The organism is Dokdonia donghaensis DSW-1 (genome assembly GCF_001653755.1).
In the GTDB taxonomy this organism is placed as follows: Bacteria; Bacteroidota; Bacteroidia; order Flavobacteriales; family Flavobacteriaceae; genus Dokdonia; species Dokdonia donghaensis.
Genome location: NZ_CP015125.1, coordinates 1909766 through 1936137 on the forward strand (window position 1 = coordinate 1909766; position 26372 = coordinate 1936137).

20 protein-coding genes are annotated in these 26372 nt (G+C 39.0%); 4 read left to right on the plus strand and 16 right to left on the minus strand.

The annotated features are described in order from the left end of the window. Window positions 1-17 precede the first annotated feature (17 nt). Complete coding sequence (locus tag I597_RS08460; protein WP_035328401.1) at window positions 18-1259, minus strand: Pycsar system effector family protein; 1242 nt, start codon at window positions 1257-1259, stop codon at window positions 18-20. Window positions 1260-1306: 47 nt separating this feature from the next. Here I597_RS08460 and I597_RS08465 point away from each other — a divergent pair, with 47 nt between their 5' ends. Then, entirely contained in the window at window positions 1307-5029 is a 3723-nt protein-coding gene (locus I597_RS08465) for a metallophosphoesterase (RefSeq protein WP_035328403.1), read from the plus strand. A 78-nt stretch (window positions 5030-5107) separates the two neighbouring features. On the opposite strand, the gene I597_RS08470 is transcribed toward I597_RS08465, so the two are convergent. The 10 genes from I597_RS08470 to I597_RS08515 form a co-directional block, all read right to left on the minus strand. Then, window positions 5108-8785, minus strand: coding sequence for a metallophosphoesterase (locus tag I597_RS08470; protein WP_035328405.1), 3678 nt, complete (start codon window positions 8783-8785; stop codon window positions 5108-5110). A 128-nt stretch (window positions 8786-8913) separates the two neighbouring features. Beyond that, on the minus strand, window positions 8914-9291 hold the full coding sequence (locus tag I597_RS08475) for a hypothetical protein (protein ID WP_035328407.1): 378 nt from the start codon (window positions 9289-9291) through the stop codon (window positions 8914-8916). A 128-nt stretch (window positions 9292-9419) separates the two neighbouring features. Beyond that, window positions 9420-11381, minus strand: coding sequence for an endonuclease (locus tag I597_RS08480; RefSeq protein ID WP_052111987.1), 1962 nt, complete (start codon window positions 11379-11381; stop codon window positions 9420-9422). Between the two features lie 92 nt (window positions 11382-11473). Beyond that, the gene (locus I597_RS08485) at window positions 11474-12559 is read right to left on the minus strand and encodes an endonuclease/exonuclease/phosphatase family protein (protein ID WP_035328409.1); all 1086 of its coding nucleotides are present in this window, start codon (window positions 12557-12559) and stop codon (window positions 11474-11476) included. Between the two features lie 166 nt (window positions 12560-12725). Beyond that, complete coding sequence (locus I597_RS08490) at window positions 12726-13043, minus strand: YbjQ family protein (protein ID WP_035328410.1); 318 nt, start codon at window positions 13041-13043, stop codon at window positions 12726-12728. Between the two features lie 92 nt (window positions 13044-13135). Further along, window positions 13136-13849, minus strand: a complete 714-nt coding sequence (locus I597_RS08495; RefSeq protein ID WP_035328412.1) for a pirin family protein — start codon at window positions 13847-13849, stop codon at window positions 13136-13138. 109 nt (window positions 13850-13958) lie between these two features. Continuing rightward, window positions 13959-14462 carry a GreA/GreB family elongation factor gene (locus I597_RS08500; protein WP_035328414.1) on the minus strand — a complete coding sequence of 168 codons (504 nt, stop codon included), beginning with the start codon at window positions 14460-14462 and terminating at the stop codon, window positions 13959-13961. Window positions 14463-14467: 5 nt separating this feature from the next. Continuing rightward, a complete protein-coding gene (locus tag I597_RS08505; RefSeq protein WP_052111989.1) occupies window positions 14468-16207 on the minus strand; it encodes an FAD/NAD(P)-binding protein in 1740 nt (579 codons plus the stop codon). A gap of 101 nt (window positions 16208-16308) precedes the next feature. Next, a complete protein-coding gene (locus tag I597_RS08510; RefSeq protein WP_035328416.1) occupies window positions 16309-16869 on the minus strand; it encodes a hypothetical protein in 561 nt (186 codons plus the stop codon). A 35-nt stretch (window positions 16870-16904) separates the two neighbouring features. Next, window positions 16905-19307, minus strand: coding sequence for a DUF5916 domain-containing protein (locus I597_RS08515; RefSeq protein ID WP_035328419.1), 2403 nt, complete (start codon window positions 19305-19307; stop codon window positions 16905-16907). Window positions 19308-19550: 243 nt separating this feature from the next. On the opposite strand from I597_RS08515, the gene I597_RS08520 reads away from it, so the two are divergent. Genes I597_RS08520 through I597_RS08530 form a run of 3 tightly spaced genes read left to right on the plus strand, consistent with a single transcriptional unit; the run spans window position 19551 to window position 22982 of the window. Then, window positions 19551-20945 (plus strand): sensor histidine kinase, encoded by a 1395-nt coding sequence (locus I597_RS08520; protein ID WP_035328420.1) that lies wholly within the window; start codon window positions 19551-19553, stop codon window positions 20943-20945. Next, window positions 20945-21673 (plus strand): response regulator transcription factor, encoded by a 729-nt coding sequence (locus I597_RS08525; protein ID WP_035328421.1) that lies wholly within the window; start codon window positions 20945-20947, stop codon window positions 21671-21673. The genes I597_RS08520 and I597_RS08525 overlap by 1 nt, the downstream gene beginning before the upstream one ends. 46 nt (window positions 21674-21719) lie before the next feature. Beyond that, a complete protein-coding gene (locus I597_RS08530; RefSeq protein ID WP_035328422.1) occupies window positions 21720-22982 on the plus strand; it encodes a hypothetical protein in 1263 nt (420 codons plus the stop codon). 3 nt (window positions 22983-22985) lie between these two features. Here I597_RS08530 and I597_RS08535 read toward each other — a convergent pair whose 3' ends face one another. From I597_RS08535 to I597_RS08555, 5 genes are all read right to left on the minus strand, one after another. Then, window positions 22986-23336, minus strand: a complete 351-nt coding sequence (locus I597_RS08535) for a hypothetical protein (RefSeq protein ID WP_035328423.1) — start codon at window positions 23334-23336, stop codon at window positions 22986-22988. Window positions 23337-23395: 59 nt separating this feature from the next. Next, on the minus strand, window positions 23396-23926 hold the full coding sequence (locus I597_RS08540) for a DUF421 domain-containing protein (RefSeq protein WP_035328424.1): 531 nt from the start codon (window positions 23924-23926) through the stop codon (window positions 23396-23398). Window positions 23927-24201: 275 nt separating this feature from the next. Next, window positions 24202-24582, minus strand: a complete 381-nt coding sequence (locus tag I597_RS08545) for a hypothetical protein (RefSeq protein ID WP_035329126.1) — start codon at window positions 24580-24582, stop codon at window positions 24202-24204. A 45-nt stretch (window positions 24583-24627) separates the two neighbouring features. Continuing rightward, window positions 24628-25344 carry an acetolactate decarboxylase gene (locus tag I597_RS08550; protein ID WP_035328425.1) on the minus strand — a complete coding sequence of 239 codons (717 nt, stop codon included), beginning with the start codon at window positions 25342-25344 and terminating at the stop codon, window positions 24628-24630. Window positions 25345-25384: 40 nt separating this feature from the next. Further along, window positions 25385-26296, minus strand: coding sequence for a helix-turn-helix domain-containing protein (locus I597_RS08555; protein ID WP_035328426.1), 912 nt, complete (start codon window positions 26294-26296; stop codon window positions 25385-25387). Window positions 26297-26372: the final 76 nt, after the last annotated feature.

Sequence of the window (26372 nt, forward strand, 5' to 3'; positions counted from 1 at the left end):
TATACCTTAGGCTTTATTTATATAAAGCCTAAGGTCATATTAGTAAGGTCACCCACACCTTCTACCACAGTGGCAGCTTTATCTCTATATATAAAGAATACTGCAAACGTGATTACAGATATGATAATACCTATCATAAAGACATTATAGGTCATACGTAGCAACTTATATTTCCTGTCGAGTACGACTCCTAAGAAGTATAAATCTTTTGTAAGTGCAGAGTATATGTATTCTTTATCTTGCAACATCTCTCCTATAGCCCACTCATAATCTTCAAGTTTCATTTTATGAAAATTTCCAAAGAACAGTAGATTTACCTTTTTTTGGCGCACATCCTCTTTGTCAAATTCACCGCGGGTAACGTTTGGCCTAGTAGCTATAATAGACATTACCATAGAGATCATTGCAAAAAGCACAAATACCGCAGTAGGATATATTAAGTGAGCATTACTTTCATTCTCAAGTTTTGGGATAAGATTTGCAAGGGCAAGAGAGATTACAATAGCATTTACAGAGAGTAAAATGTTTGCCTTTGTATCTGCAATATCACTAAGCTTGATGTGGTTACGTAAAGCAATACGATACATAGACTGGATACCTTTTTCTGGACTTGCGTCCTTGAGTTCCATTTTTATTTTTTCTTTCTTTCTAGCTTTTTTTGCCTTTTTACGTGCCTTTGTTAGATCGTTAAGATTGCTATCTTTTTTGGGCTTCCAGTTTTCTTGGGCATAGGTAGTATAGTACTTATGCTTTATTGTAAACATCTCTATGTTTGCCTTTGTCCACTCTTCTGGAGTGTACTCCTTGATGTTTTTTATTTTTAGTTCTTGACGCAAGTATTCACTAGCTTCTGGAAAATAATCTTTGGCAAAATGGGATGCATCTGCATCTCTAAGTACCTTCTCTAGATAGGTTTCTGGCTCAACTCGCATATCTGTTGCGAGTATTACTTTTTTAACTTCAGAGATAATATGATCATCTACACCTTCACCTTTTAAGAAGGTTTCTGCCATTTGTGCACTGCGTGCTTCGTGCTCTTTTGTACCGTCTACATACCCTATATCGTGCAGTAGTGCACCTAGTTGAAGAATGAGTTTTTCTTCATCTTTAAGGTTTTCTTCACTATTATCTATAATTTCTTGGGTACTTTTAAGGACTCTCTTGGTATGTACATAATTATGATATATACACGTCTTAGGTAGTTCGTTATCAAAAAGTTGAGAGATATAGTTATCCGTTTTTTCGAGTAATTCGGTCATAGTAATTGCAAGCGATTAGACTTCTAAAGTACATTAAAATTAGCCATATGAACAAATATTACGTTTTTCTTAACTTCTTACTAGCCCTCTTCTTAAGTGGTTGTGCGACGTATGCCCCTAAGTATGCAAATGAAGTAGCTGAGCCTCAAAATTTTGATAGTAGTACGCTTTCGCGAAAGCGTATACATAAAACATTTTACCTCATAGGTGACGCCGGAGGTGATAGTGATGGCGGTAGTACATATGCGCTTGATGCTTTCAAAAAAGTAATAGATACGGCAGATACTAAGGATGACTATGCAGTCTTTCTGGGAGATAATATTTATGATGCTGGGTTACCAAAAAAAGATCACCCAGAGCGCGCAGAAGCAGAGCGCAGGCTAGATATACAAATCGCAGCTGTAGAAAACTTTAAGGGGAAAACACTTTTTATACCTGGTAATCACGACTGGTATGCAGGTGGAGTAGAAGGAGTAAAACGCCAAGAAAAGTATATTGAAAAAGCACTAGATGATAAAGAAGCTTTTCAGCCAGAAAATGGATGCCCTATCGAGATGAAAGAGGTAAGTGATGATGTGGAGTTAATGATTATAGACACGCAGTGGTATCTAGAAGACTGGGATGAAAATCCTACTATAAATGATAATTGTAATATCCGTACTCGTGAGGGGCTATTTTTAGAAATAGAAAATGAGTTTAAAAAGAATAATGAGAAAACGATAGTTGTTGTAATGCATCACCCTATGTATACAAATGGGGTACACGGTGGTAAATTCAGTTTTGATAAGCAATTATATCCTACGCAAAGTAAGTTTCCGCTTCCGGTGCTTGCTTCTCTTGTAGCACAGATTAGATCGCAAGGTGGTGTTTCTATTCAAGATAGATACAATAAACGCTACAATGAGCTTATGAAACGTATAGCGGTACTTGCTACAGATACAGATAAAGTAATTTTTGCATCTGGTCACGAGCACAGTATACAATATATAGAAAAGGACGGTATCAAGCAGATAGTGAGCGGAGCAGGAGCAAAAAACTCTGCAGCAGCGCTGGGAGAAGACGGGCTTTTCTCTTACGGAGGTCAAGGCTTTGCTATATTAGATATTTATGAAGACGAGTCTTCGGCAGTGCGATTTTATGCGGCAAACCAAGGAGAGCCAAAATTATTATTTACATCACAAGTACACCCACCTCGCGAGCCGGTTAATCTAGACTCGCTGCCAGAGTTCTATCCAGAGACGGTAATGGCAACGGTATATGAGCAAAATGATACAGATGTCTCAGATGTACATACGTCACTCTGGGGAGATCATTATAGAGAAGTTTATGGTACACCTGTTACAGCTACTGTTGCAACGCTAGACACGCTTATGGGAGGTTTTACAGTAGACAGAAAGGGTGGTGGACACCAGACACGCTCTTTACGACTTAAGGATAAAGACGGGCGCGCTTATAACTTGAGAGCCGTACGCAAGAGTGCAGTTCAGTTCTTACAGAGCGTGGCATTTAAGGATAATTTTATTCAAGAAGATTTTAGAGATACTTTTACAGAAGACTTAATTCTTGATTTTTACACATCTGCACATCCTTATGCCTCACTTGCGGTGGCACAACTCTCTGATGCGGTAGGTATATACCATACTAACCCGCGTTTAATTTATGTACCTAAGCATAAAGCTCTTGGTAAGTATAATGCGGATTATGGAGATGAACTATATCTCATAGAAGAACGACCAGACGAAGATTTTACAGATGTAGACTCTTTTGGAAACCCAGATAGTATAGATAGTACAGATGATGTATATGAAAATTTAAGAGATGATGAGGAGTACCAGATAGATGAAGCATCTTACCTGAGGGCACGTATTTTTGATATGCTTATAGGTGATTGGGACCGTCACGCAGACCAGTGGAGGTGGGCTCGATTTGATAACAAGGACACGAAGGTGTACAGACCTATACCACGTGATAGAGATCAAGTATTTTCAAAATTTGATGGAGCAATCTTAGGTCTTCTTAAAACGCTTATCCCAGCGGTAAAACAGTTTCAAAACTATGATGGAGATCTAGAAAACGTAAAGTGGATTAATGAAGCGGGTATAAAAATGGATCGCGCATTGCTCAAAAATGCCGTAAAAGAAGACTGGTTACGTGAGGCCACATATCTACAAGAAAACCTGACAGATCAAGAGATAGATGAGGCTTTTAATGCATTGCCTCTAGAGGTGCAAAACCTCGGAGTTGATGAAATTAAAAAGAGCCTGCGAGAAAGAAGGTCTAACATTGTAGATATAGCAGAAACTTACTATGACTATATCTCTACACTCGTAATACTTACGGGAACAGATAAAGATGATCACTTTGAGATTACAAGAGGTGATGAGAGTACTAGAGTACAAATCTCTAGAATAAAAGATGGAGAGGTTAAAAAACCTTTTGTAGATAGAACGATCTCATCTCAAGAAACCAGCGAAATATGGATTTACGGTCTCGATGATGATGATGTCTTTAAAGTAACAGGTGGAGGTAAGCGACCTATTAAAATGAAAATTGTAGGTGGTCAAAATAACGATATTTATGAAATAAAAGACGGTCGTAGACTTAAAGTGTATGAGCATAAAACAAAGCCAAATACCGTAAAAGAAAAGAGCGGAGCAAATGTAAAGTATTCAAATATCTATAACTTTAATACATACAACCCACTCAAGAAAAAAAGTACAGCAAATAGTACATTACCAGCCATAGGTTTTAACCCAGATGATGGGCTTCTAATAGGCGTGACTAATGTGTTTTCTACATATGGGTTTAAAAATGACCCTTTTAGTAGCAGGCATACCCTTAATGCTACATATTCATTTGCGACAGAGTCACTTAATTTAAAATATGAAGGCGACTTTGCAAATGCTTTCGGACAGTGGAATCTCGTAGTAGGAGGTAAGTTTACAAACGAGGCATTCTCCCGTAACTTCTTTGGTTTTGGAAATGAAACAGTAAATAATGACGACGATTTAGGACTCGACTTTAACCGTGTACGTAATGGCGAGATTGGTGCACACATAGGTGTAGAGAGTGATAATACCTATGGTAGTAAACTACGTTTTGTAGCAAACTTTGAGCGTATAGAAATAGAGCAAACAGGAGGACGTATTATAGATGATGCTACACTATTTACTCCAGAAACAGATAACTTTTTTGGAGGGCAATCTTTTATAGGTGTAGAAGGTTCATACAGTTATGTAAGTGCAGATAATCAAGCAAACCCAACTAGAGGTATGGAGTTTGAAACAGTGATAGGTGCAAAGCGCAATTTGAGCTCTGGAGATAGAATGTATGCATACATTAACCCAAAAATAGGCTTTTATAATGCGCTTTCGCGAAATAGGAAATTAGTCTTAAAAACACTCGTACAATCACAAATAAGAATAGGTGACGACTTTGAATTTTATCAAGCAGCCTCCCTAGGAGCAAGAACAGGGTTGAGAGGTTATCGTTTTAATAGATTTACCGGGGAGTCATCACTAGCAGCTTCTGGAGATATAAGATATAGTTTTGATCGTTTTAGTACAGGTCTTATCCCGATACAGCTAGGAGTTTTTGGAGGAGGCGATGTAGGTCGTGTGTGGGTTGATGGTGAAGACAGTAAGAAATGGCACAACGACTTTGGAGGTGGTTTCTGGATAAATATGGTAGAAACCGTATCTGGACAAATAGGAGCCTTTGCTGGTGAAGACGGGATGCGTATAGACTTTAGATTTGGAGTTAGATTGTAAAAATCTATAACTCAAATAGCTTTAATAAAAAAGGCTCCCAAGTGGGAGCTTTTTTTTAGTCTATTTTCAAGCATTCCTTTACAAACCTAATGATAACCCAAAACCTAGTCTGCCTCCTTCTGGACCGTAAAAATAATGTACATCTGTTTTAAGCACTGCAGCGGTAGTAAATTGTAATCCGCCGCCATAGCTGTAATGTAATGTGCTATCTTCATTTCCGCCAGTCCAGACGCGTCCCGTATCATAACCTACATAACCTTGCGCACGCACAGGGAATAAAAAGGTACGTATGGGTTTTAATTTAAAACCTACATCTATAGATCCTGCAAGTGATTGCTCACCTCTAAAACGACCTTGTCTATAAGATCTTAATCCATTATTTGCACCTAGCGTTGCGAGTCTATAAAATGGAATATCTTCACCAAATCGTAACTCACTAGCAATACTTGTTTTTAAAACGATATTGCGTGATCTATCTATAGCATTCCAGAATGTAATACTAGGATCTATGGCTCCCACATATTGCGATGAGGTAAGCTCATCTGCTACACTACTACGTATTGTAAAACGCATTCCTCTTGTGGTAAAAGCTTCATCATCTCTACTTTCATACTCATATTTCCCATTGAGGGAGAGATACGCTGTATTTGCTAGTGCAGGAGTTATGATATTTATATCTCTCAGATCTGTGTTTTCATAAGTAAGATCAAATGCTGTAGAAGAGCCATATTCACCAGTATAGTATAGACCTATCCCACCTTGTAAATATTGAGTGTAAACTCTATTATCATCAAAGCTATTTGCATTGTTCAAGCTACCATTACCTAGTCCAAAAAAGTTCTCTGTATAATTTGCAGAAGTCACGCGCCCAAAAGCTTTAAAATTCCAATCGTGAAAGAGGTGAGCCTTATGCCACTCTAGTGAAGCATATACCGCCTGTGTGAGTGATATATAACGGGCATCTAGCTCAATCTTTGTTTTAAAAGGGTGCCTCTCGTAACCCAATGTAGATTTTCCAAAAATAAGTCGCGGTGAGAAGCCCTCATCCGGATTGTAATTTGCCTCAAGGCCAAAAGTGCCGCCGCTATCTGGTCTACGCTCGCTATCATAAATATGATTCTCGTAAATATCATCTATATGGCGGGTGGCCTTCCCTTTATTTATAATTGTATTCTTATAAGACTTTTGATCATAAATGGTAACATTCTTTCCACCATTTACAGTAAACGTATCATTCTCTAGACCTCCTATAAGAGCCACTTTAATCGGGCTCTTATTTAAGCCATTTACTTCAAATATATCTTTATCATCAAGCCCATAAATCCATATGTTTTCTGTCACGTCTTTATCCAGTGTTCGGTCAAAGAGTAGGGTGCCTTTCTCACCATCTTTAATGCGATAAGCCATCACTCGTACATTTCCATTTGCCAGATTTTCAATGATAAAGTGATCATCTTTATCAGTTCCTTTAAGAGATACAAACTTGCTTAAATGGCTATAATAACGCTGTACGATATCGGAAAGATTACGCTTTCGCGAAAGCAAACTCTCCTGTATCTCCATCCACGTAGCATCTTGGATTTCTTTTGGAGCAGCTTTAAAAGCGCTTTGCACAACCTCTTCTGTAATTCGTTCTTGAATATAAATTACCTCCTCTAGCCAAAGCGATAGATCTGCCCGTTGTAATATGGCTCTGTCTAGGTTTACGGCACTCTCGCTAAATTGCTCAATAAATGGAATGTCTGGTCCATAGTTACCAAACTGTCGCATCCCGCTCATTATTTTTTGTGCGTTTTCTAAAAATGCTCCGTCAAATTTTGCAAACACCTGATCTCTATCTCTGGGTACAGCAAGATATTTTATGACACCATCTGCCTCATCTACCTTATCTTGTGCCCAGCGCCACTGGTCTTCGTGTCTATCCCAGTCACCTATGAGCATATCAAATATGCGCGCTCGTATGTACATACGCTCATTAAGCTGGTTAGACTCATCTTCGCGTAGTTCTTTAAATAAATCTGGTGTGCTTTCTACCTCATTGCTAAACTCAAACATATGTGACTTATTAAAGTCACCACTAGGTTTTTCTACAATCATATAAAGCACATTACCGTGGTCCTTATTAAAATTGCCTAGTGCTTTTTGCTTGGGTATATAATATAGTTTTGGGTGTGTGTGGGGGACATCTATAGCACCAGCAAGTCTTGGTATTGCAAATGCGCCATAAGGATGCGCGGCTGTATAAAAGTCTTCAATTACAGTTGCGGGAACGGTATCTTCAAAATAATTCTCGGCATCAAGATCATTATACCCCGCCGATTTTAAAAAGGCAAGCGGATCTTTTGCAATAGCTCTCATATTATACTCACGCCCTTCTTTGTCCTCAAGGCGTAGACCATTAGTTTGATTTCCGCCACCAGCGCGTTGCACCGTAAGACCACCATACAAGGTGTCGAGCAGGGCAACGGGAGCCTCGACAGGCACTCCATACACATACCTATAGTGCTTTCCCCAGAATTTCTCATACTTAGCACTTTTTAAAACACTTTCTTGGGGATAAATAGATGCCACCATCGTTTTTGGAAAACGTGTAGGAAGGCTGTCTATGTTATAATCTTTAGGTTTTTGAAAAGCTGTTTTTGAGTATAGCTCTGTCAGGGTACCATCTTGTAATCCATAAAAATGAACAGAAGATGCGCCTCCCTCATACAGTCTCACCTCAGAAAAGCCAGGTTTTGTAGACGTAAAAAGTCCTTTTTTACTCAATCTTGCAGGCTTTACAGAACTTCCCGTACCGGCAATAACTTGCTTTATTTCTCCCTGGTCTATGTATTGCATAGATCGCTCGTGTGAAGAGAGTATAATGACCCTAGGTGCGTCAAAACTAGCGAGCTCTATATGAGACATAAGCTCGTTCATAAGTGGGTTATATCTGTCTTGCTTAGAAAGTCCTCCTTGTGATCGTAAAAACGACCAAAGTGTTCCCACGCCTGGGATAAAGAGATTTTCTGCCGTGGGACGATAAGTAACCTCAGCAGGAATTTCTCCTCCGTATACACCATTTGCATAGAGTGGGTGGTGCATCCCTATAATAATTGTTTTGTGACGAGCCTTGCGTATCTCGCTACTTAGTAATGTCGTAAACTGCTCGCGTGTCTTAAGCTCACACTTGTCGTTCATCTCTTTTACTTTACTCCAGTCTTCTATATACCACTGTGAGTTTATGAGAATGAGCTCAACTTCGTCATTAACTTCTATGGTTTCAAGAGGGCAGCCATTTTTAGGCATAAAATGATTTTCTTCGTCATAAAAGTCTTCTATGGCATCTTCTATTTCTTCCATTCCCTTAAGACCAGTCTCGTTCCACTCAAGTTCTCCTGGTAAAAAGAGTGCGGTGCCCTTAAAGTTTTTTGTGATCTCAAGCTGTTGTAAAAGTTGTTTTTTACTGCGACTATCTTTTAGGTCATTGCGATGTAGGTTATCGCCCGTAAATAAAAAGTAATCTTCTTTTTTACTATGCTTTTTTATGTAGTTTCTTACACCATTTAGTAATGACTCATTTGCACCGCGCGCATAGGCACCAGCGTTACCTAGCTGGAAGAAACTTACATAATTTTGGCTGGTGTCAACTGTTATGTTATGTGTTTGTTCTCTATACAAGTCGTGATGTACAGCACAAGATGCACATAGTACTATGGCCCCTAGCAGGAGTAACTTTGTGATTATAAATGAAAGGGAGTGTACTGTTTTATTCACATTTAAATTTTATTCAATCTACATATCATTTTTCACAAAAAATCTTACAGAAAGTCTAATTTTTGTTAAATAAAATTGCCTATTTCAATTAAGAAATAGGCAATTTAAAAACTAACACACACTTAGTATTATATTCGAATGTAGCTCTTGTTTAGGTTCGTATCTGCTATCATATCACGTGTAAAACTTAGATGCCCTTTTGTGGTGATAATTCTAAAACGATAGTCTTTCATTTTTGTGAGTGTGTCTAGTAGTAGCCACTTGGTTTTAAGCAGCTGAGGTTTTGTAGATTTTAAACTCACCTCAAAGAAGTATTTTATGCCACGCTTTTCGGCCACGATATCTGGTATGATGGTGTTTCCTGTTTCTTGTCTTGTAAAGGATGTAGGCGTCTCATACCCTGCTACATCTGCTTTGATATTTTCAAAACCTTTGTTTTCAAGATAGGTAATGGTCGTGTTTAAAAATGCGTTGTTTTTGTTTTCTTCTTTGTCTAAATGTATCATAACCCGTAAGATACAGTTGTAACATCCCATTTTGTACTAAAAAAGGGTTAAAAGAAAACGACACAATGTTAAAACCTAAAGGTGTAGTGGTACGCTTTCGCGAAAGCGTAATTACCCGAAGTGCTGTTTTATCTCACAATGAGTTTACGTGTTGTGGCTGTTGTACTTGTCATCACTTTTAAAATATATACACCGCTAGGTAGATTATGAATTATAGGGCTACCACTCTGAAAGTTATCTTTATAAACCTCACGACCTAGAGTGTCAAAAAAGAATATCTCACCAGTTTCTTGAGGGGTAGTTATAGTAATTGCAACAGAAGATGGGTTAGGATATATAGTCATATCACTAAGCTCATTATCTTCAACCCCCAGCGGATTAGTCCACTGCTCACCTATGTTTGTACCCCAGATATACTCAACAAGGTCTGGCATATCTATAAAGGGATTACGATTAAACTGCCAGTTGTAAATAACGTTATTACGATTCATCTCATAATCATCTGGTGGGTCGTTGCGGTGCCAGTCTAGTAAAATATCTAGGTCACCTAGTGCTCCCACAGTCGTATTTGCAGGATTGCCAGATACGACGTCAATCCCATTATAGCGTATGGTTAAGAAAAAGATACTACGCGCTACATCACCATAAAAACTACCTTGATTACCTGTAGGGCCATTATACTCGCCGTAGTCTTGGTTACTGCGAGAGCTATTTTCTGGCCCATCTGCTGCACGCAGTGCGTGGGCATCACTATTTGCGTGGCGTAGTGAGTCTGCCTTTGTGGTTGTAAAAATATCTATACCGTCTGCTACTTGATCATACTCTATATCATTAAAACCTCCCCGCGATCGTGGGTAGGTGTGCTCTCTGTTCCATAAGCCCTCGTTACTACCTCCAGAAGTCTGAAAATCTAGCTTAGGTCGTTGCTGCTCTGTATAAACTAGCCATACTTGATTACTGTTAAGCGGGCTTTGGTCTGCCTCTTTTAAGATATCTATAATATCAGAATAGGTTTGTGCACGTACCGTAGAAGGATCTGCTATGATATCTTGTAGGGCTTGTACCAGTGCATCATCTGCAAGTGTGTCAATTGAGTCGTAGTAGCCATCTGGTTGTGTACTTTCTACTTGGTCATAAGTAGGAGCGAGGGGAGTACCGTATGATGCAGTTGTAAAGTCGTTATCTATGATACGTATGATAATATTATCATTTGCTCTTTTAAAACCATCTGGCATCTCGCCAAAGGTGATTTTTAGCTCCTCATCACCCTCGTCGTCTTGATCGTCTATAATTGAAATAGTAGTTTGTGCTGTAGAAGCACCTGCTGCAATGGTAACACTTGTGTTACCCGTAAAATCTGCTGAGTTAAAGCCTGCATTGTTAAGAGTAAAAGTAAATTCGGTAGTGCTGGTGACAGCTGTAGTAGTGGTGAAGTTTATTGTAATCTCTTCACCTTCGTTATAAGCTGTTTGAGAGGTGCTAGCGCCTATAAAATTAAACAACACTCCAGATCCATCATTAAGTTGTCCTGGGGTAGGGGTTGTGACATCATATCCTCCCGTACTATTAAGTTGGATGGAGTTGCTAGATGATGCACCATTACCACCTTCGTTTATTTGTGTGCTTTCTCCTAATAGATTAAGAAGGTTTGTATCATCACTATCGTTAGTATCATAAACCAGTGCATCTACAAGATTTGCTGTGGTAGCAAGTGTACCTTCGGGAAAGTCTTGTTCGTCTCCCTGATATATTGCAACGGCATCTGCACCGTTTTGTATCGTATTATCAAACAGTATAAAATCTGGAACAGGCACCACATTATTACTACCTATAAGTACAATACCATTTACATCTGCCACAAGGCCATCTAGATCAAGTGCAAAGTAGCTACTATCACCGCCACTACTAGATCCATTAAATAAAACAAGTACATAGCCGTCTAGAGAAGCTTCTGGAGTGGTAAGTAGTTCTATAAACTCTTGATCATCTGTACTAGGTGTATCTGCATCAAGTTCATTTATAGTGACCTGCGCTATTAAAGGATTATAGCAAATAGAAATAAGAAAAGCAATGAAGTAAAAATGTTTCATACAAGTAATGTTGTAGATACAAAATTATTACTTCAGTGCTGTAGCTGTGTTAAGTGAGCGTTAAGTCCCAGCTCAAGAGGGTTACCAAAGCACTATTTCATACCTAAGGTAAGTAAATTCTGCTCTTTGAGCTGACTTTTTGCACTTTCTATTTCTGAGTCAGTGGGTTCTTGAGGAAGTTGTAAACTTGCTCCATCTGGCTCAAAGGTAAGCTCTGTACACACTGGGAAATGATCAGATTTTATGTGATCTGTGCGTTCTAGTCTTTTTACTCTAAACTCTTGAGAGATAAAAAGGTGATCAAGAGGCCATCTCAACAGTATATTTTTCGCATTAAATGTGTTGTAAAAACCACGGCCTATGCGGGGGTCTAGTAGTTTACTCACTTTTCTAAAGAGCGAAGTCGTTCTTGACCAAGCTACATCATTAAAATCACCCATCACAATTACAGGTAACGTTCTTTTATTAACTGTAAATGCCGTTTTCATCATCTCAGTATCCCTGTCAGAACTCATAGGGTTGTGTTGAGGCATAGGGGGAGTAGGGTGTATGGCATAAAGTTGTATCTGGTCATTGCTCTCTAGAGTAACTATAGCTTCCATAGAAGGTACTTCCTTATCTACAAGGTGTCTTATTTTTTTTCGCGTAAGCGGTAGTTTTGAATAAAGCAACATTCCATACGTATTACCACGCGGCTCAAGTAAATAGTATGGGTATGCAATGGACAGACGATTGTGAACGGCATTTTTCCAGACGGTATCTGTCTCCATAAGTAATACAATGTCTGGATTATAATTTGTGACTTGTGATAGTAAGAGCTCGTGATGTGTGTTTTTTTGTAAGACGTTTGCGCTGTAAATTTTTATAGACTTGCTAGTGTCTGTAATTGTATTTTCTAGTGCTTCTGGAGCTGACAATGGTGTATAGTCATAAATCTTAATAAGCTGAAAAATAAAACAAGCAGCGAGAATACTTACAAAAATATAATCTCCTACATACTTGATATTAAAGCGTATAAAATAGGTGATAAGAGCTATAAACGTAAGCAGCGTAAGCTGTGCGTGCGGAAAGTCAAAAACACGTATCCACCAGTAGTCTATGGCTATGAGAGGGAGTAAGGTTAAGATGATGGCTATAATACCAAAACCTTGCAAGAAGTTTTTAAGTGAGAATTTCATTTAATGTGATTGGTTAGTACAGTAAAGCTAGTGATAAGCTAGCCTAAGTGTCTTAAAATCATATTAAATAGGATAGATTTAAGATTTTAATTTTTATATAAAACAGGCTATTTGCGCCAAGTATGCATCAAGTGATGCGACGAGGTTACACGTTCTATACGTATCCTTATCTCAATACTACAGCAGTACCCATTGCAGAGATGCCTAGTTTTGTGTTTTGGCTTATAACCTCTACATCCATTGTAACTCCTACAATTGCGTGAGCTCCCATTTCTTTAGCTTTGGCTTCCAGTTTTTTAAGTACTTCCTGTTTGGCCGCATCTATTCCTTCTTCACCACTTTTATAAACTTTACTCATACTAAAAGAATCTTTAAAGCTAAGTCCCTTGGTGTCAAAAAGCTTTGCATACATAAAATCTGTAATCACACCTAAATACTGTGTGATCTCTCTACCTTGTATACTGTTTGTAGTTGTTATAATCATTTATTATATGAGTTTATATGTAAGTAGCATTTAAAAGGGTTTTGTTACGCTTTCGCGAAAGCGTAATATAAAACTATCATTGTGGCCTCTACTTAAAACTGCATAGGCACCTCGATAAGTAATATTTTGGAATCAGATTGTGCTGTGATTTCTAGCTCGGCAATGTCATAAACTCCTATGGCATCACGTCTATCTAATAGTTCGCCAGCGGCGTGGGCGCTACCTTCAAGTACAAAAATAAAAAGGCCGTTCCCTTTTTTATGTAAATTGTGTACAAGCGTTTGCTCTTGTGTAAAATCACCCATATGAAACCAAGCGTCTTGGTAAATCCATACACCCTCATCATCTTGATTTGGTGAGAGTATTTGTACAAATTCATTTTTGAGGTGATGCTCATTTATTTTCATTTGGTCATAACGAGGCGCTACTGGGCGCTGGTTAGGCATAATCCAGATTTGCAAAAACTGAACCTCGCGATCACTATTTTTATTGTACTCACTGTGATCTATTCCTGTCCCGGCACTCATCACCTGGATGTCACCCTGCTGTATCACGGTCTGGTTACCCATACTATCTTTATGCTCTAGATCACCAGAAAGTGGGATGGATACAATCTCCATATTGAGATGCCTGTGCATATCAAAACCTCTACCAGCCGCTACGGTGTCATCATTGAGCACACGCATCGCTCCAAAGTTCATACGGTTGGGGTTATGGTAGCTTGCAAAGCTAAAGGTGTGAAAACTCTGTAGCCAGCCGTGGTTTGCGTTTCCTCGCGTGTTTGCTTTATATAGAATCGTTTGCATAGGTGATAAATTAGGGATTGAGTAGCTCTATTTTCGGTTATAAAGTTACGATATGTGAACTTGTTTTTGAACGTGTTTGTTACGCTTTCGCGAAAGCGTAAATCTCCTACTACTCTACGTAGGCTATATTTTTAATAGTGAGTTTCTTCTCCTCATTACCTAGCTGAAATGTAGTTGTTTCATCCACCTTTTTGCCAATAAGTGCTCTAGCAATAGGAGCGGTGAAAGCAATTTTTTTGTCTTTTACATTAGCTTCATCTACGCCCACAATCTGGATGGTAATAGGTTTAGGCATACCAGCGATGGTATATGTGACTGTGGCGCCAAAACGTATTTCTTCCTCATCCTTAATATGATCAAGTAGTCTTGCGCTCTGTATGCGTTCCAGTAGTAAGTTGCGTTTACCATTGAGTACGGCAAGTGCGCGCCTGCGTTCGCGCTCATCTGTTTCATCTAGGGTGGAGATTTTATGATCTAGCGTGCTAAGCTCTTCCTTGAGCTGGGTTAACCCGTGGCTAGTGACGTAGTTTGTCACACCATCTGGCAATGCTGCCCTAGGCGGAATTATAGGAGTTTCTTCTTGGTCATCTTCTTTTACAAATCCTCTACTCATCTTCTTTATTTTTCGTTCTTCATTAAGGCTATACTGCGCTCAGACCAGCTTATAGTGCGTGGTCCAAAACATTCTAAAATTGCATCTACACCTATCACACTTCCCTTAGATAGTCTGCCTAATACCGCTAGTGGCACAAAACTTTTACCTTCTGGTACTTCTATATAACCATAATCGTCTGTGCGTATGCCTAGGTCTGTATGTTTAGGCTCAATCATCTCGTTATGTAGTAAATTTTTAATGATAGGTGTATCTACCGTAACAAGTTGTGGAGAGTCTAGAACAGCATTAAGCATTACGTCTACCGTAACGTTATTACCATTAGATTCAAGTTGCCAGCCTCTGTCTACACAAGTGATTTTTGGATTATTTACAAAGTCAAGATCTAAAACTCCATCTTTTGCAAGTGCAATAAGTTGTTGTATGCTTTCAACTGGTGGACCGTATGAATATCGTTTTGATGCTTCATCTAGTGCAATAACTTCTGCCACTACAGCATCTGCAATTGCTGGATATGAGAACTCTCTGTAGATGGTAGGCTGGCAGTGTCGCCATACTTGACCTATAAAATAGTCGAGGCTAACCGGTGCTTCTCCTACTGCCATTTCCACCTGTAGTTGCATCATTTCTAATATGGGCGTATGGTGTGATAGGAGTAGGGGATGCGCTAGTGATTTATTGTTGAGGTAATTTATGGTTAAGAAATAAACTTCTTCTTCGGTAAGGTCGTGCTGTATGGCTTTGTCTCCTAATTTTAAAAACAAAGGAGCCACAACAGCTGCCATTGCTTCTAGTAGAAAGTATTGATCTTTTGCAGGGTGATCGCCGCAGGCGCCTTTATGTATCGCTTCCGCGAAAGCGTTTATAGCATCATCACTTGGCATAAACCACTTATCTACCGCTTTATTTATAGGTTTTGGCACCATAGGAAGCCCATCTAAGGAAAAGGGGACAAACCGCTGCGGATGGTTTTCTCTAGCGTGAAAAGCTACTTCTTTAGTGTCATTATCAAGCATCTCAAAATGCGCACCGCGCTGCAAGGTGAGCGCACGTATCTGATCAATCATTGCAAGCCCAAAACCTCTAAAAGCAACTACGCTCTCTGAGGTGATGTTTGCATTTATCATTTTTTCTACGGGATAGGCTTCTGTAAATAGCAGGGCATTATCAGTTTGTGCAATGTGATTTTTCCACTCTTGCAGCTGCTCTGATAGTTCCGTATCCTGATGTCCTATTGTGAGAACCACTTCATCTATTGCAGTAACGGATGTATTTTCTGTAATTACTGTGAATTCTGGTGCGATATAGGTGAGTTTAGTGACCGTTTCCTCAACAATCTTTAATAAATCAAACCCCTTAAGCGCAGTAGTAATAGTCGCAAAACGAGCATTAAGGTAGGTTCCCATCTTTGCCCGTGGAGGAAACTGATCTGGATGCGTAGCTGGAGGGTTTTGTTGTTCTTCTGGTAACCACTCCGTATATGAGGGAAATGCCGGGATGATATCATCACCTAGTTTTATTTCTGGTCTGCCAGGCAAGTCTTGTAAGGCACGCTCAGTTATATTAAGCCAGTTGCTTGCTACTTGCTCAGGATTCCATACCCAGCCAGCACCAGGATATTCAAAAGGTTCAAATAAAGTGACTTTTATTTGAGCTTCTGGGGCGTTATTGTAGAGCGCAGTAAAAAGGCTTTCAAGAGCAAAAAGTCCTCTGGGACCTCCTCCTATTATGGCGTAGTGTTTCATAGGTTGGTTGTTATACTCACCCTTTATAAAAGGGAAAGTGTAACAAAGCTATGGCATTACTACGCTAGACGGTAGTTGTTTAAGATTGTGTTAGGAGTTATTTAAGACCCCATACTGATAGTGACATCATTTGCAAAGCGCTCGTTAATATCCACAAACCGTGTGTGCAATTCTTTAAATAAATCCATAAGCGGAAGTACAGGGCTGTTCCAGTTGTCAAATTCTAGATGATATTTTGCTATCAACATATAATGATCATCCTCGTTTGTACCCGTAATTATAGGCTGGAAGCTATCTTCTTGAGCAATTTCTTTTAAGATTGCAATATGGCTATTGTTTCTTAAAAACTCAGTCATTTGAGCGCAGTCGCTATTGATATTAAAGCGCTTTGATTTGCCTATAAAAAGGGATTTAATATGCGAGTTTGTAGTGAGTTCAAAAGTGTGACTCTCGGGCTGTTTTGGTAACTTCATAGAGATATGACCAGAAAATTCTTTTCCAGTGATATGAATGATATTTATCTCAGTATCTCCTACAGGTATTTTTAATAAATACTGAACTTTAGGAAGTCGTATGCCTCCACCTATGCTAGTATCTTGATCTTGGTATAAAAAAGTACCTCCTTGCTCTGTCGCTATATTTTGAAAAAATGATTTATACATATCCTATATGTAGGAAAGTATTTCACTTTGTTACATTAACTACGTTTTTTAAATCTGTTAAAGTCTAAAAACCAGCGCATACGTAAACTTAAGGTTTCTAAACCTGTGGCATCACTAAGTGTATTCACTCCGTCAAAATAGTCTCCGTTCACATTATCTGCAAAGGTAGTTTTACCCACACGATACCCTAGTGATAACTCACTTGCGGGAGCAAACTGCCAGCGTGCTACAAAGTCAAGGTTAAAGGCATTAAATGTACTGTCAAAACCATCTGGATCTATAGAGAGATTATTTACCGCCAGGTTCCCGTCTTGCTGTAAAGCGTATTGATTTATATAATCTACTTTAATCCAGTAGTGACGTAGTCTTAGATTCATATTAATTTTTGCGTTTACCGCATAGTTGAGTTGTATTGCATTTGTAAGCTGGTTTATAGAGCGCTGGCCTATGATGATCTGTTCCTCTTGATTTGTGATATAACCTATATCGTTAGGGTTATCTGTATAATCTTGCTCAAACTCTGCAAAGAAGTGTTGCCCCAGTCTTGCACGTAAACCATAACCCATCACGTACTGTTCTGTTTGTAGGTTGTGATTTTTATAATCTACTGCTACAAAGTAGCCAGCCCACGATAAATTTTTGTTTCGGTTAGTTTGATATTCTAGAACTATTTCAGAGAGTGCAGGTCTATTAAAAACGCGGTCTTTTACTCGTGCTTCAAAAAAGTCTTGACGTTTTGAGACATAGCTTAGCGTGACAAACAGATTTTGGTTACCCTTTGTCGTAGCAAAGCTTGAGAAGCGATATTGCGAGCGCTCACGTTCCATAAGGCTGTAATAAAACCGCTGCTGATGATCTAGATCTAGTTGATATTGCTGGAACCATTTCTTTGGAGCAGTATTGCGATAATTTACATTCCCACGGAAAACCATACTGTTGTTACGCTGCAAGAACCCAAAGTCATTATTATCAAAATCTTCATCCTTTAAGTTCCAGCTCACACCTCCCGTCCAGGCGCCACTTACTTTTGATACATAAGCATTATACTCGTGTCCAAAAACGTTATCTCCCTCCAGCCCATATTGCTGTGATACGGCTTTCTTAAAGCTAGCCCTATAAGTACGTTTTGCATTAAACCACTCATATAACAGTGCGCTAAAGTTACTGTCATAAGCATTTCCAGATCGTAACACCGAGTTATTGATAAACGTGACAGAACTATTGTTTTTGAGTTGTTTATCTATCACTAGCGCATTATAATTCGTGAGCGGATTTGTAATTACCTCTCTTACTTCATCTGTAGCGGTGTTTTTTATTTCCGCTTTCGCGAAAGCGGTTACCCCATTAAGCACCCCTATGGAGAGTCCGTTTTGTGACTTTCCGGTAAATTTTACAAGGTTTATAATATTTGAACTTGTAGGATTAGTAACCACCGTCTCATTATCTGAAAGCGTAATTGCATCTGCATTAATGGGTCTACCACCTATGCGACGTGTAAAAAGGTAGCCGCCTTTATCAAAAAGCTCTGTTCCCTCTATAAAAAATGGACGTTGCTCTGCAAACTGTACTTCAAAAGGAGATAGGTTAAAAACCTGGTCATCACTGCGTGCCTGGCTAAAATCTGGAATAACAGATACATCAAGCGTGTATGCATTATCAATTACATACTTAACATCGAGTCCAGGGTTGAGGGTGGTTTCTGTTTCGCCGCTACTGTTTGTCTCGTGTACGGCAGATACAAAGGGTACAAAAGACAGGTTGAGCGGCGGGTTTACAGGCTCGATACCTACAAGCGACCCAAACTGGTTGAGGTATCCATCTATAGTAGGATCTATGGGACTCCAGAAAGATTCTTCATTAAGCGCCCCAGAAAAACGCTGAAAGTTAATCGTAAAATCTGATAAGTCTTCTTTTGGGAAACGTATGCTATTCCACGGGATGCGTATCTCAATGTCCCAGTGAGTATCGTACACGGTGACTTCACTTTCCCAGATAACATTAAAATTTTCGTCTGCACCGGTGTTGCCAGATATCTTACTGTCAAACTGCACACCGGCTGCCGTAACGGTAAAGTCATACCCCTCGCGTGTTTGCCCAAAGGGATCAATTTGCACGCCAAAATAGTCTGCATTACCCACATCATCACGAGCGGTAAGGAGACGTCTTATTTCATCTTTATCATTTGTATGGAGCACAGCGCCTACGTAAAGGTAATTATCATCATATAATACGGCAATCTCTGTTGCACGTAGAGAGGGTTGTCCAGCATTAGGTACTTTTTGTGTAAACGTCTTGATTTCTAGTTGTGCTTTCCAGACTGCCTCTGTGAGGTTTCCATCTATTTTAGGAGCCTCTCCTGTGCGATGCGCTTTAAGAGAATGCTGCGCAGTGACGCTTGCTGTGAGTAAGGTGAGTATAAAAATGAGTACTGTTTTCATATGGTTGGTTCTTTTGTTTGATGGCACAAAAGTGAGATCATCTATTTGATAATCAGGTTAACCACAGGTTAAGGGCTAGGTTAATGTAATAGCAAGAACACTAGTCGTTGTATTAACCTAAGAGCGAAGTACATACTGAGTAAGGGTTGCGAGCAATTTTAAGGTTAATGCTCGGTTAACGGAGAGTATTAATTATGTCTAACTGTACTTTCCCACTACATTTACAACATCAATCAACCACAGATGAAAAGTAAATTCTCCTTATTAATAGCAATATCTGCCCTAGCATTACTAGCGTTATGTGCCATACAAGCTTATTTAATAAGTAATACCTACGAGCTCAAAAAAACCGCTTTCTTTAATGAAACCTCAAATGCGGTTTCTGAGATTGCAAATGATAGAGAACTAGATTCTCTCTACGACGCACTTATAGAAGTAGACCTAGAAGATCACCTAGCAGATTATTTTAATGAGAGTATAACTAAGCGACAGGTGGTAGAACGATTTTACCGCAATGCAGATACTTATAACGAGCAGTATATGCAGCGGTATGAAGCCTTGCAATTACAAAAAGAGTTGGGTTATGAGGTAGCTTATAGACAGAATTTGTTGAGCATTGTCATCATAGACTATCCTCATACAGACACCATTTTTCCTATAAAAGACAATGAGAGAGAACGCATTTTTGGGCAGAAGTTTAAAACAGGAATTTCAAGAAGTATTAACTATGCACGCACCTTTGATACAAATGAGTTTATAGACCGTAGAGGTGACAGTATAAGTATAAGCTCGTACGATTTTGAAGTGCGCACCACACAAGAGATACAAGTACCTAACTGGAAATCTCTAGTACTTAGAAGAATGTGGGTACTCATTGTGGGAAGTATCATTTTATTCCTTTTTGTAATAGGGTTGCTCTACTACTCAATAAAGAACCTCATTACTCAGAAAAAAATTGCCGAGGTAAAAACAGACTTTATTAATAATGTCACTCACGAGCTCAAAACACCTCTAGCAACACTAGGTATCGCTACCAAAAGCTTGCGCAATGAAGCTATAAAAAGCAATCCAGATGCCTTTAATAACACACTGGGTATTGTAGAGCGACAAAATAGTAGATTACAAAAACTCATAGATCAAGTACTTACTAATAGCTTGAGCGCAGAGGAGCTACAGCTCAATAAAGAGCAGGTAAGTGACAATGTATTTTTTAAGAACCTACTTTCAGATTTTGAGATTGCTACACAGCACGCGCATCTCACAGTTTTAAACAAGGTCTACAGTCCAGAAGTGCTCTTGCGCATAGATAGATTTCACCTCACTACGGCACTCCTTAACGTGCTAGAGAACGCAGTAAAGTATGGTAAAGACCAAGTTACTGTAACGGTCACCACGCGCCTTGTAAATAGAAACTATTGCATTGAGATATCAGATAACGGGACAGGTATCTCACCAGCAGACCAGAAAGCGATTTTTGACAAGTTTTATCGCGCTGGTAATAGTAATGTACATAACGTAAAAGGGCTAGGTCTCGGCCTCTATTTTACACACCAAATAATTACCGCTCACGGGGGAACGATAAGCCTTAAAAGTATAGAAAACGAGGGTAGCACCTTCACCATAAAATTGCCTTTATAATGATCGCAAAAAATAACATACTACTCGCCGAGGATGATTTTGATTTTGGGAGTATACTCAAGCAATATCTCGAGATACACAATTTTGAAGTTACTTGGTGTAAAGATGGGGAAGAGGCTCATAACGCTTTCGCGAAAGCGCACTCAGAAGGAGTAATCTATGACATCTGTGTTTTTGATGTGATGATGCCTAAAATGGATGGGTTTACACTTGCAGAGAAAGTGATAAGTATCAACCCAGAAGTTCCCTTTGTGTTCCTCACCGCACGTAAGATGAAGGAAGACCGCATACAGGGGCTCAAGCTAGGAGCAGACGATTATATCGTAAAACCCTTTGAGGCAGATATACTCGTGCTACGCCTTACTAATATTTTAAAACGATCTAGACCTAACCTCGCAAAGGTTAGACCAGATATAAATGAAATCACTGCGATAGGAAACTATCACTTTGATGCTCACAATCACACGCTCACCTTTAGAGAGACCGTACAATCTCTCACAGAAAAGGAAGCACAGTTGATTCAGTTTTTTTATGAAAACAAAAATCAGCTACTTCGAAGAGAAGATATTCTATCTAAAATCTGGGGAAACGACGACTTTTTCTCAGGCCGCAGTATGGACGTCTTTATCAGTCGGCTTCGAAAGTATTTTAAAGATGATTCTTCCATTTCAATTGCTAGCACAAGAGGTGTGGGATTAACCTTTACAATTGAATCATCAAAAAAATGAATAGATAATCGCTTTCGCGAAAGCGGAAGACTAAAAAAGTAAGACAATGAAAACAGTAAGAAATATATGCACAGCAGCCCTCATAGGCTTAGGAATAAATGTAATTGCACAAACAGCGCCACCTGCTCCGCCAGCACCACCAGCAACGGTTTATGAAGATGCAACTACTACGGTAACCACAAACTCGTCTAATGTATCGGTAATTACCCAAAATGGTAATTTTGGAAGTGGCGGCAGTACGTCGTACTCAGTAAGTAACTCAAATGATGAGTACCGAGTAAAATCTCGTTATCCAAGCAACAGATACGCCGCTATTAAAGACTTCTTAGTAGCCGAAATGGGTACAAAAAATATGCAGTCTAGTGGGAAGGATATGGTCTGGAGTCTTGAAGGTGATGAGGATACCGTTTATGAGATTGCACTGAGTGAGAAACGCCTCAAGATTGAACTAGATAAAACAATCGCTGCACCAGATATGATTGCAAAGTTTACAGATATGGGTAACATCTTACGTACCCTTGTTTCTGGAGGAAGCGAGCGACAAGAAATACAACGATTAGAACGCGATGCAGACCGTGCAAGACGTGATGCAGCACGTATGCAACGAGAGGCTGCACGACTTAGGGAAGTTTCTGTAAGAGATGCTGCACGGCTAGAGAGAGAGGCACTGCGCCTCTCTAATGAAGCAGAGCGACTAGGTCTTAACTCCAAAAGAGGAGGAGGTATAGATAGTTACGTGCGTGATTTACTAGAGTTATCTAGTACAAAAACGGCAGCAAGTGATGAGAAGAGTAGTCTCTGGCAATGGCCGGAGGTACAAGAAGCCCTCATTAACACTCTAAATACTGAAGGATTACTTAAAGGTGAAGAAACTATTGTATTTGTAAAAGAAGATGCCGGAGCATATGCAAACGGTACACGCTTATCTACTACTCAATGGTCTAAGGTAAATAGCGTTTTTAGAAAATATGGTATGCAGGACGTTACAGAGGTGAGTTTCTATAAAAAGGGAAACCATATTGTTATTGTAGATGGCTTTATAGCTGTAGAAAAGATTGTAACGTGGTTAACACGTAATGATTACATAGCTAGTTCTAGTAGATATGTAAAAATGATGCTTAACGGAAGCTCAGTTATAGTAGATAATGTTGCCTTGCCTAGCAGTGATGTTAAAAGGATAAACAGCTATTTACTTACTGAGGGAGTGATAACAGCTCCGGGCAAATCGCTTGTGATAAAGGAGACCGGTATGTCGCTGGGTTACAGTTACGATAAAAGTACACTAGGCACCTGGGTAAGTAGGGACTAGTTTTTACTCCTCTTCGTCTTGAAAAGTATCTCTTGCGAGCAACTTAGGCGATACCTTGTAGGTTGCAGAGTAGGTAAGACCTGCTTGTTTTGTTTTTGAAGTTAAGAACGCTCTTTTAAACCAGCGATGATCTGTAGCTCTTTTCTTTAAATCTTCGTGAGTGGTTGTGGAATACGGAGTTCCTTTAAAGAATGACTCAATAGTATAGATTCCCAGCCCATAATGCTCTGCACGATCTAGTACGGTTTCAAAATCTACTTCAGAAAATTGATAAGCAGTATCTGTTCCTGATCCATCATTTTTTGGTGTTAATCCTGCAAATACTTGTTGTTCTAAAAACTCTGATTTTTCCATAGTGCAAAAGTCGTTATTTAATCATCAAATCTATCACGATTTATAAAATAAGAATACCCTTATGGTGTTTTACGCACACCCTCTAGCAATGACTTATTAAGCTTCTCGTCATCACTTGACGATGAGGTGTGTAACACAGATATATCACCTGTAGATTCTAGTACAACTGCCTCTACTTGCTCATAGGTGAGTACATTTGCCTCTCTAAGTTTGGCAATAAGTTGCCCTTTTTCAATACGAGCATACTTTAAGTTTTCTTCGAGAATAGTACTTCCATCCATAAGGAGTAGGGGTTTGTTTGATATAAGTTTGTTTATGGCAGGCACAGCACGCTGTAGGTAGGAGAAGATAAATGTGAGAACGAGTAACGCTCCCACAGCTACAGATCCGTGTGCAATAGAGGTGCTAGAAGTAAGTATAGATGAAATAATACTCCCTATGGCAATGGTAAATGCAAAATCATATGCCGTAAATTTTGCAAAAGATCGCAACCCTATAATGCGCGTTAAAATGATGACTACTATAAAAATGATTAAGCTACCGGCTAGTGTTTGTAGTAGTGGGTCGTCTGTGCTGTAAATCCAATCCATATTGTTGTTTTTTGGGCATAGTTTATTCACAAGTTGTGATAAGCTATTATTAGTTTGACTGTAAATTATTAAATAATCATAGCTAACCCAACACTCATAACAAAGGTTTAATATCTATTGTGAAGGTATTAACGTAGCTTGCGATGTTTCGGTTGTCTGGCTTATGTAGTAACTGGTGAAAATATCAGTAATGCGAGGGATGTTGTTACGCTTTCGCGAAAGCGTAATAATACACTAGTCAATATAACTTAAAGAGAAAGCAGAACTAACTGTCTCTAAAATTTATTTGGTGTCTTCTTTTTTGCACCTAGCGGAATAAAGTTTAAAGTAAGACTTGCTTTAGCCTGTTTACTAGCATCTATGTAGAGTTCATCTTTTTTAAGAAGCTTAATTTCTTTTTTGGTCTTTTGTTTTACCTCAATTGTTTTTATAATCTCGCCGTCTTGCTGTATTCTTACAGAGAAAGGTGTATTACCGTTATTACTCACGATGGCATAACAAGGTTCTCCATAATATGGGTTTATAGCGCCATCTTGACCGGGACCTTTTCCCGTCATAAGCATACTTTGTGAGGGGGAAAGCTCAAAAGTATCTTGTGCAAGGCCCGCTAGCGGTACAAAAATGACTAGAGTAAGGAGAAGAAGGAGCTTTTTCATTTTAAATAATTTATAAGTGATGTACTTCTTAAAGGTAGTCAAAAATTATTTTTTCGGTAAAAACAGGGTAAGCCTATCTATTTCTAGATTGTCTAGATGTCCCATTTTGGAGGTGTCTTTTGTAATGAGATGTAGGTGAATGTTACTATCGTGGTGGGTGAAGATACCCTTATGCATTGTAGAGAAAAATCCAATAATTTCCACTTGCTCATTTTGCAGTGTGTAATTCGTTTGGCCTTGATGCGCTTCTTGTGGAGAAGAAACTTTTGTGCCTCTAGGTAAATTCTGTATGTGTATGTCTGCCTTAGATACAGTACCTTCTAGTTTAAATGCAAATGGTCGCTTTGCTTCTTTTGTGCGTTCACTTACAAAGTCTTCTATATCTTTTATAGTCTTCACAGACGCCGGAAGATTTATCTCATACCAGTCTGTCACGTTAGTATACACAAAAAAAGGTGCTGAGACATCATAAGTAGGTGTTACTGTCATTGCAGTGTCTGAGCTCACTTTTGATAGATAACTAGTACCATTTACAATGAGAAGTTCGCCAGTGAGATAACTCTCAGGGCCTAAGCCATAAAGTCCTTTCTTATTTGTGATGGTATCTAGTAGTATAGAATCTTCTAGTTCTCCTTTCCACATTACGTTTTTCATAGCGCCCACCACCTTTACATCTGGATACGTTGTGGGGGTGGCAGTTTCACCTTTTAAATTGCAGCTTGCTAGGCATATAGCAAATGTGAGTAGTAAAATGTATTTCAAAATATAAGTCTCTTAGGGTTTTATAGAGCACAATATAATACTAATTCATTTTATACTTCTGCCTGTACTGGCTAGGGCTTATGCCTTCTTTCTTTTTAAAGAGTCTTGAGAAATAAGGAGGGTATTCAAACCCTAGTTCATAAGCTACTTCAGAAATAGACTTCTGCGGATTAAGTAAGGTGTTCTTAGCCTCGTCTATTAAGTACAACTGTAAGTGTTCTGTTGTGGTTTTACCTGTTTCTTTTTTGAGGGTGTCGCTCAGGTAGCGTTGTGAAACAGAAAGCTTGCCTGCTATTTGTTCTATGCTGGGGATGCCGTTTTCTTGCAGCTGTCCGGTTTCAAAATAGGTATCTAGTTGTTGATTAAATAGACTTAGTAAATCTGTAGAGAATTCTTTACGATTTAAGAACTGACGTTCATAAAAGCGGTTTGCATACTTAAGTAGAGTACTAAGTTGTGAGATGATAATATCTTTACTAAACTCGTCTTGATTATTATGATACTCTGTATCTATGTTAGTTACGATAGACTCTATTTGCTTTTCTTCTTTTGGCGAGAGGTGTAGTGCTTCATTAACATTGTAAGAAAAGAAGTTGTATTTCTTGATTTGAGCCACAAGCTCTGTACCTTTTATAAAGTCTTCGTGAAAGGTAAGAGAAAAACCTTTTTGATCATAAATCACACTACTATCCCATTGAAGAACCTGTCTAGGTGCAATAAAAATGAGTGCACCATTTGTAAAGTCATACTTAGTGCGCCCATAGGTTAAGTCACCTTTTATTATTTTCTTAAGGCTTATGGTGTAGCAATCATTTGTGATAGGTGGGGAGCTTTCTCTTGGACAAGGTAGATATCCATCTGCCACGGTTGTAAAAACACTAAGCATAGGGTGCTCTGCTGGAGGTAATCCTAAGTAGTTAATATATGATGATAAGGTTTTAAAATGCTCCATATTAAAAAACTAATTGTGTTAAGTCGTTTTTGTGAAGTTACTTATAACGTTTTAGATCTCTATTTTATTTTAACTA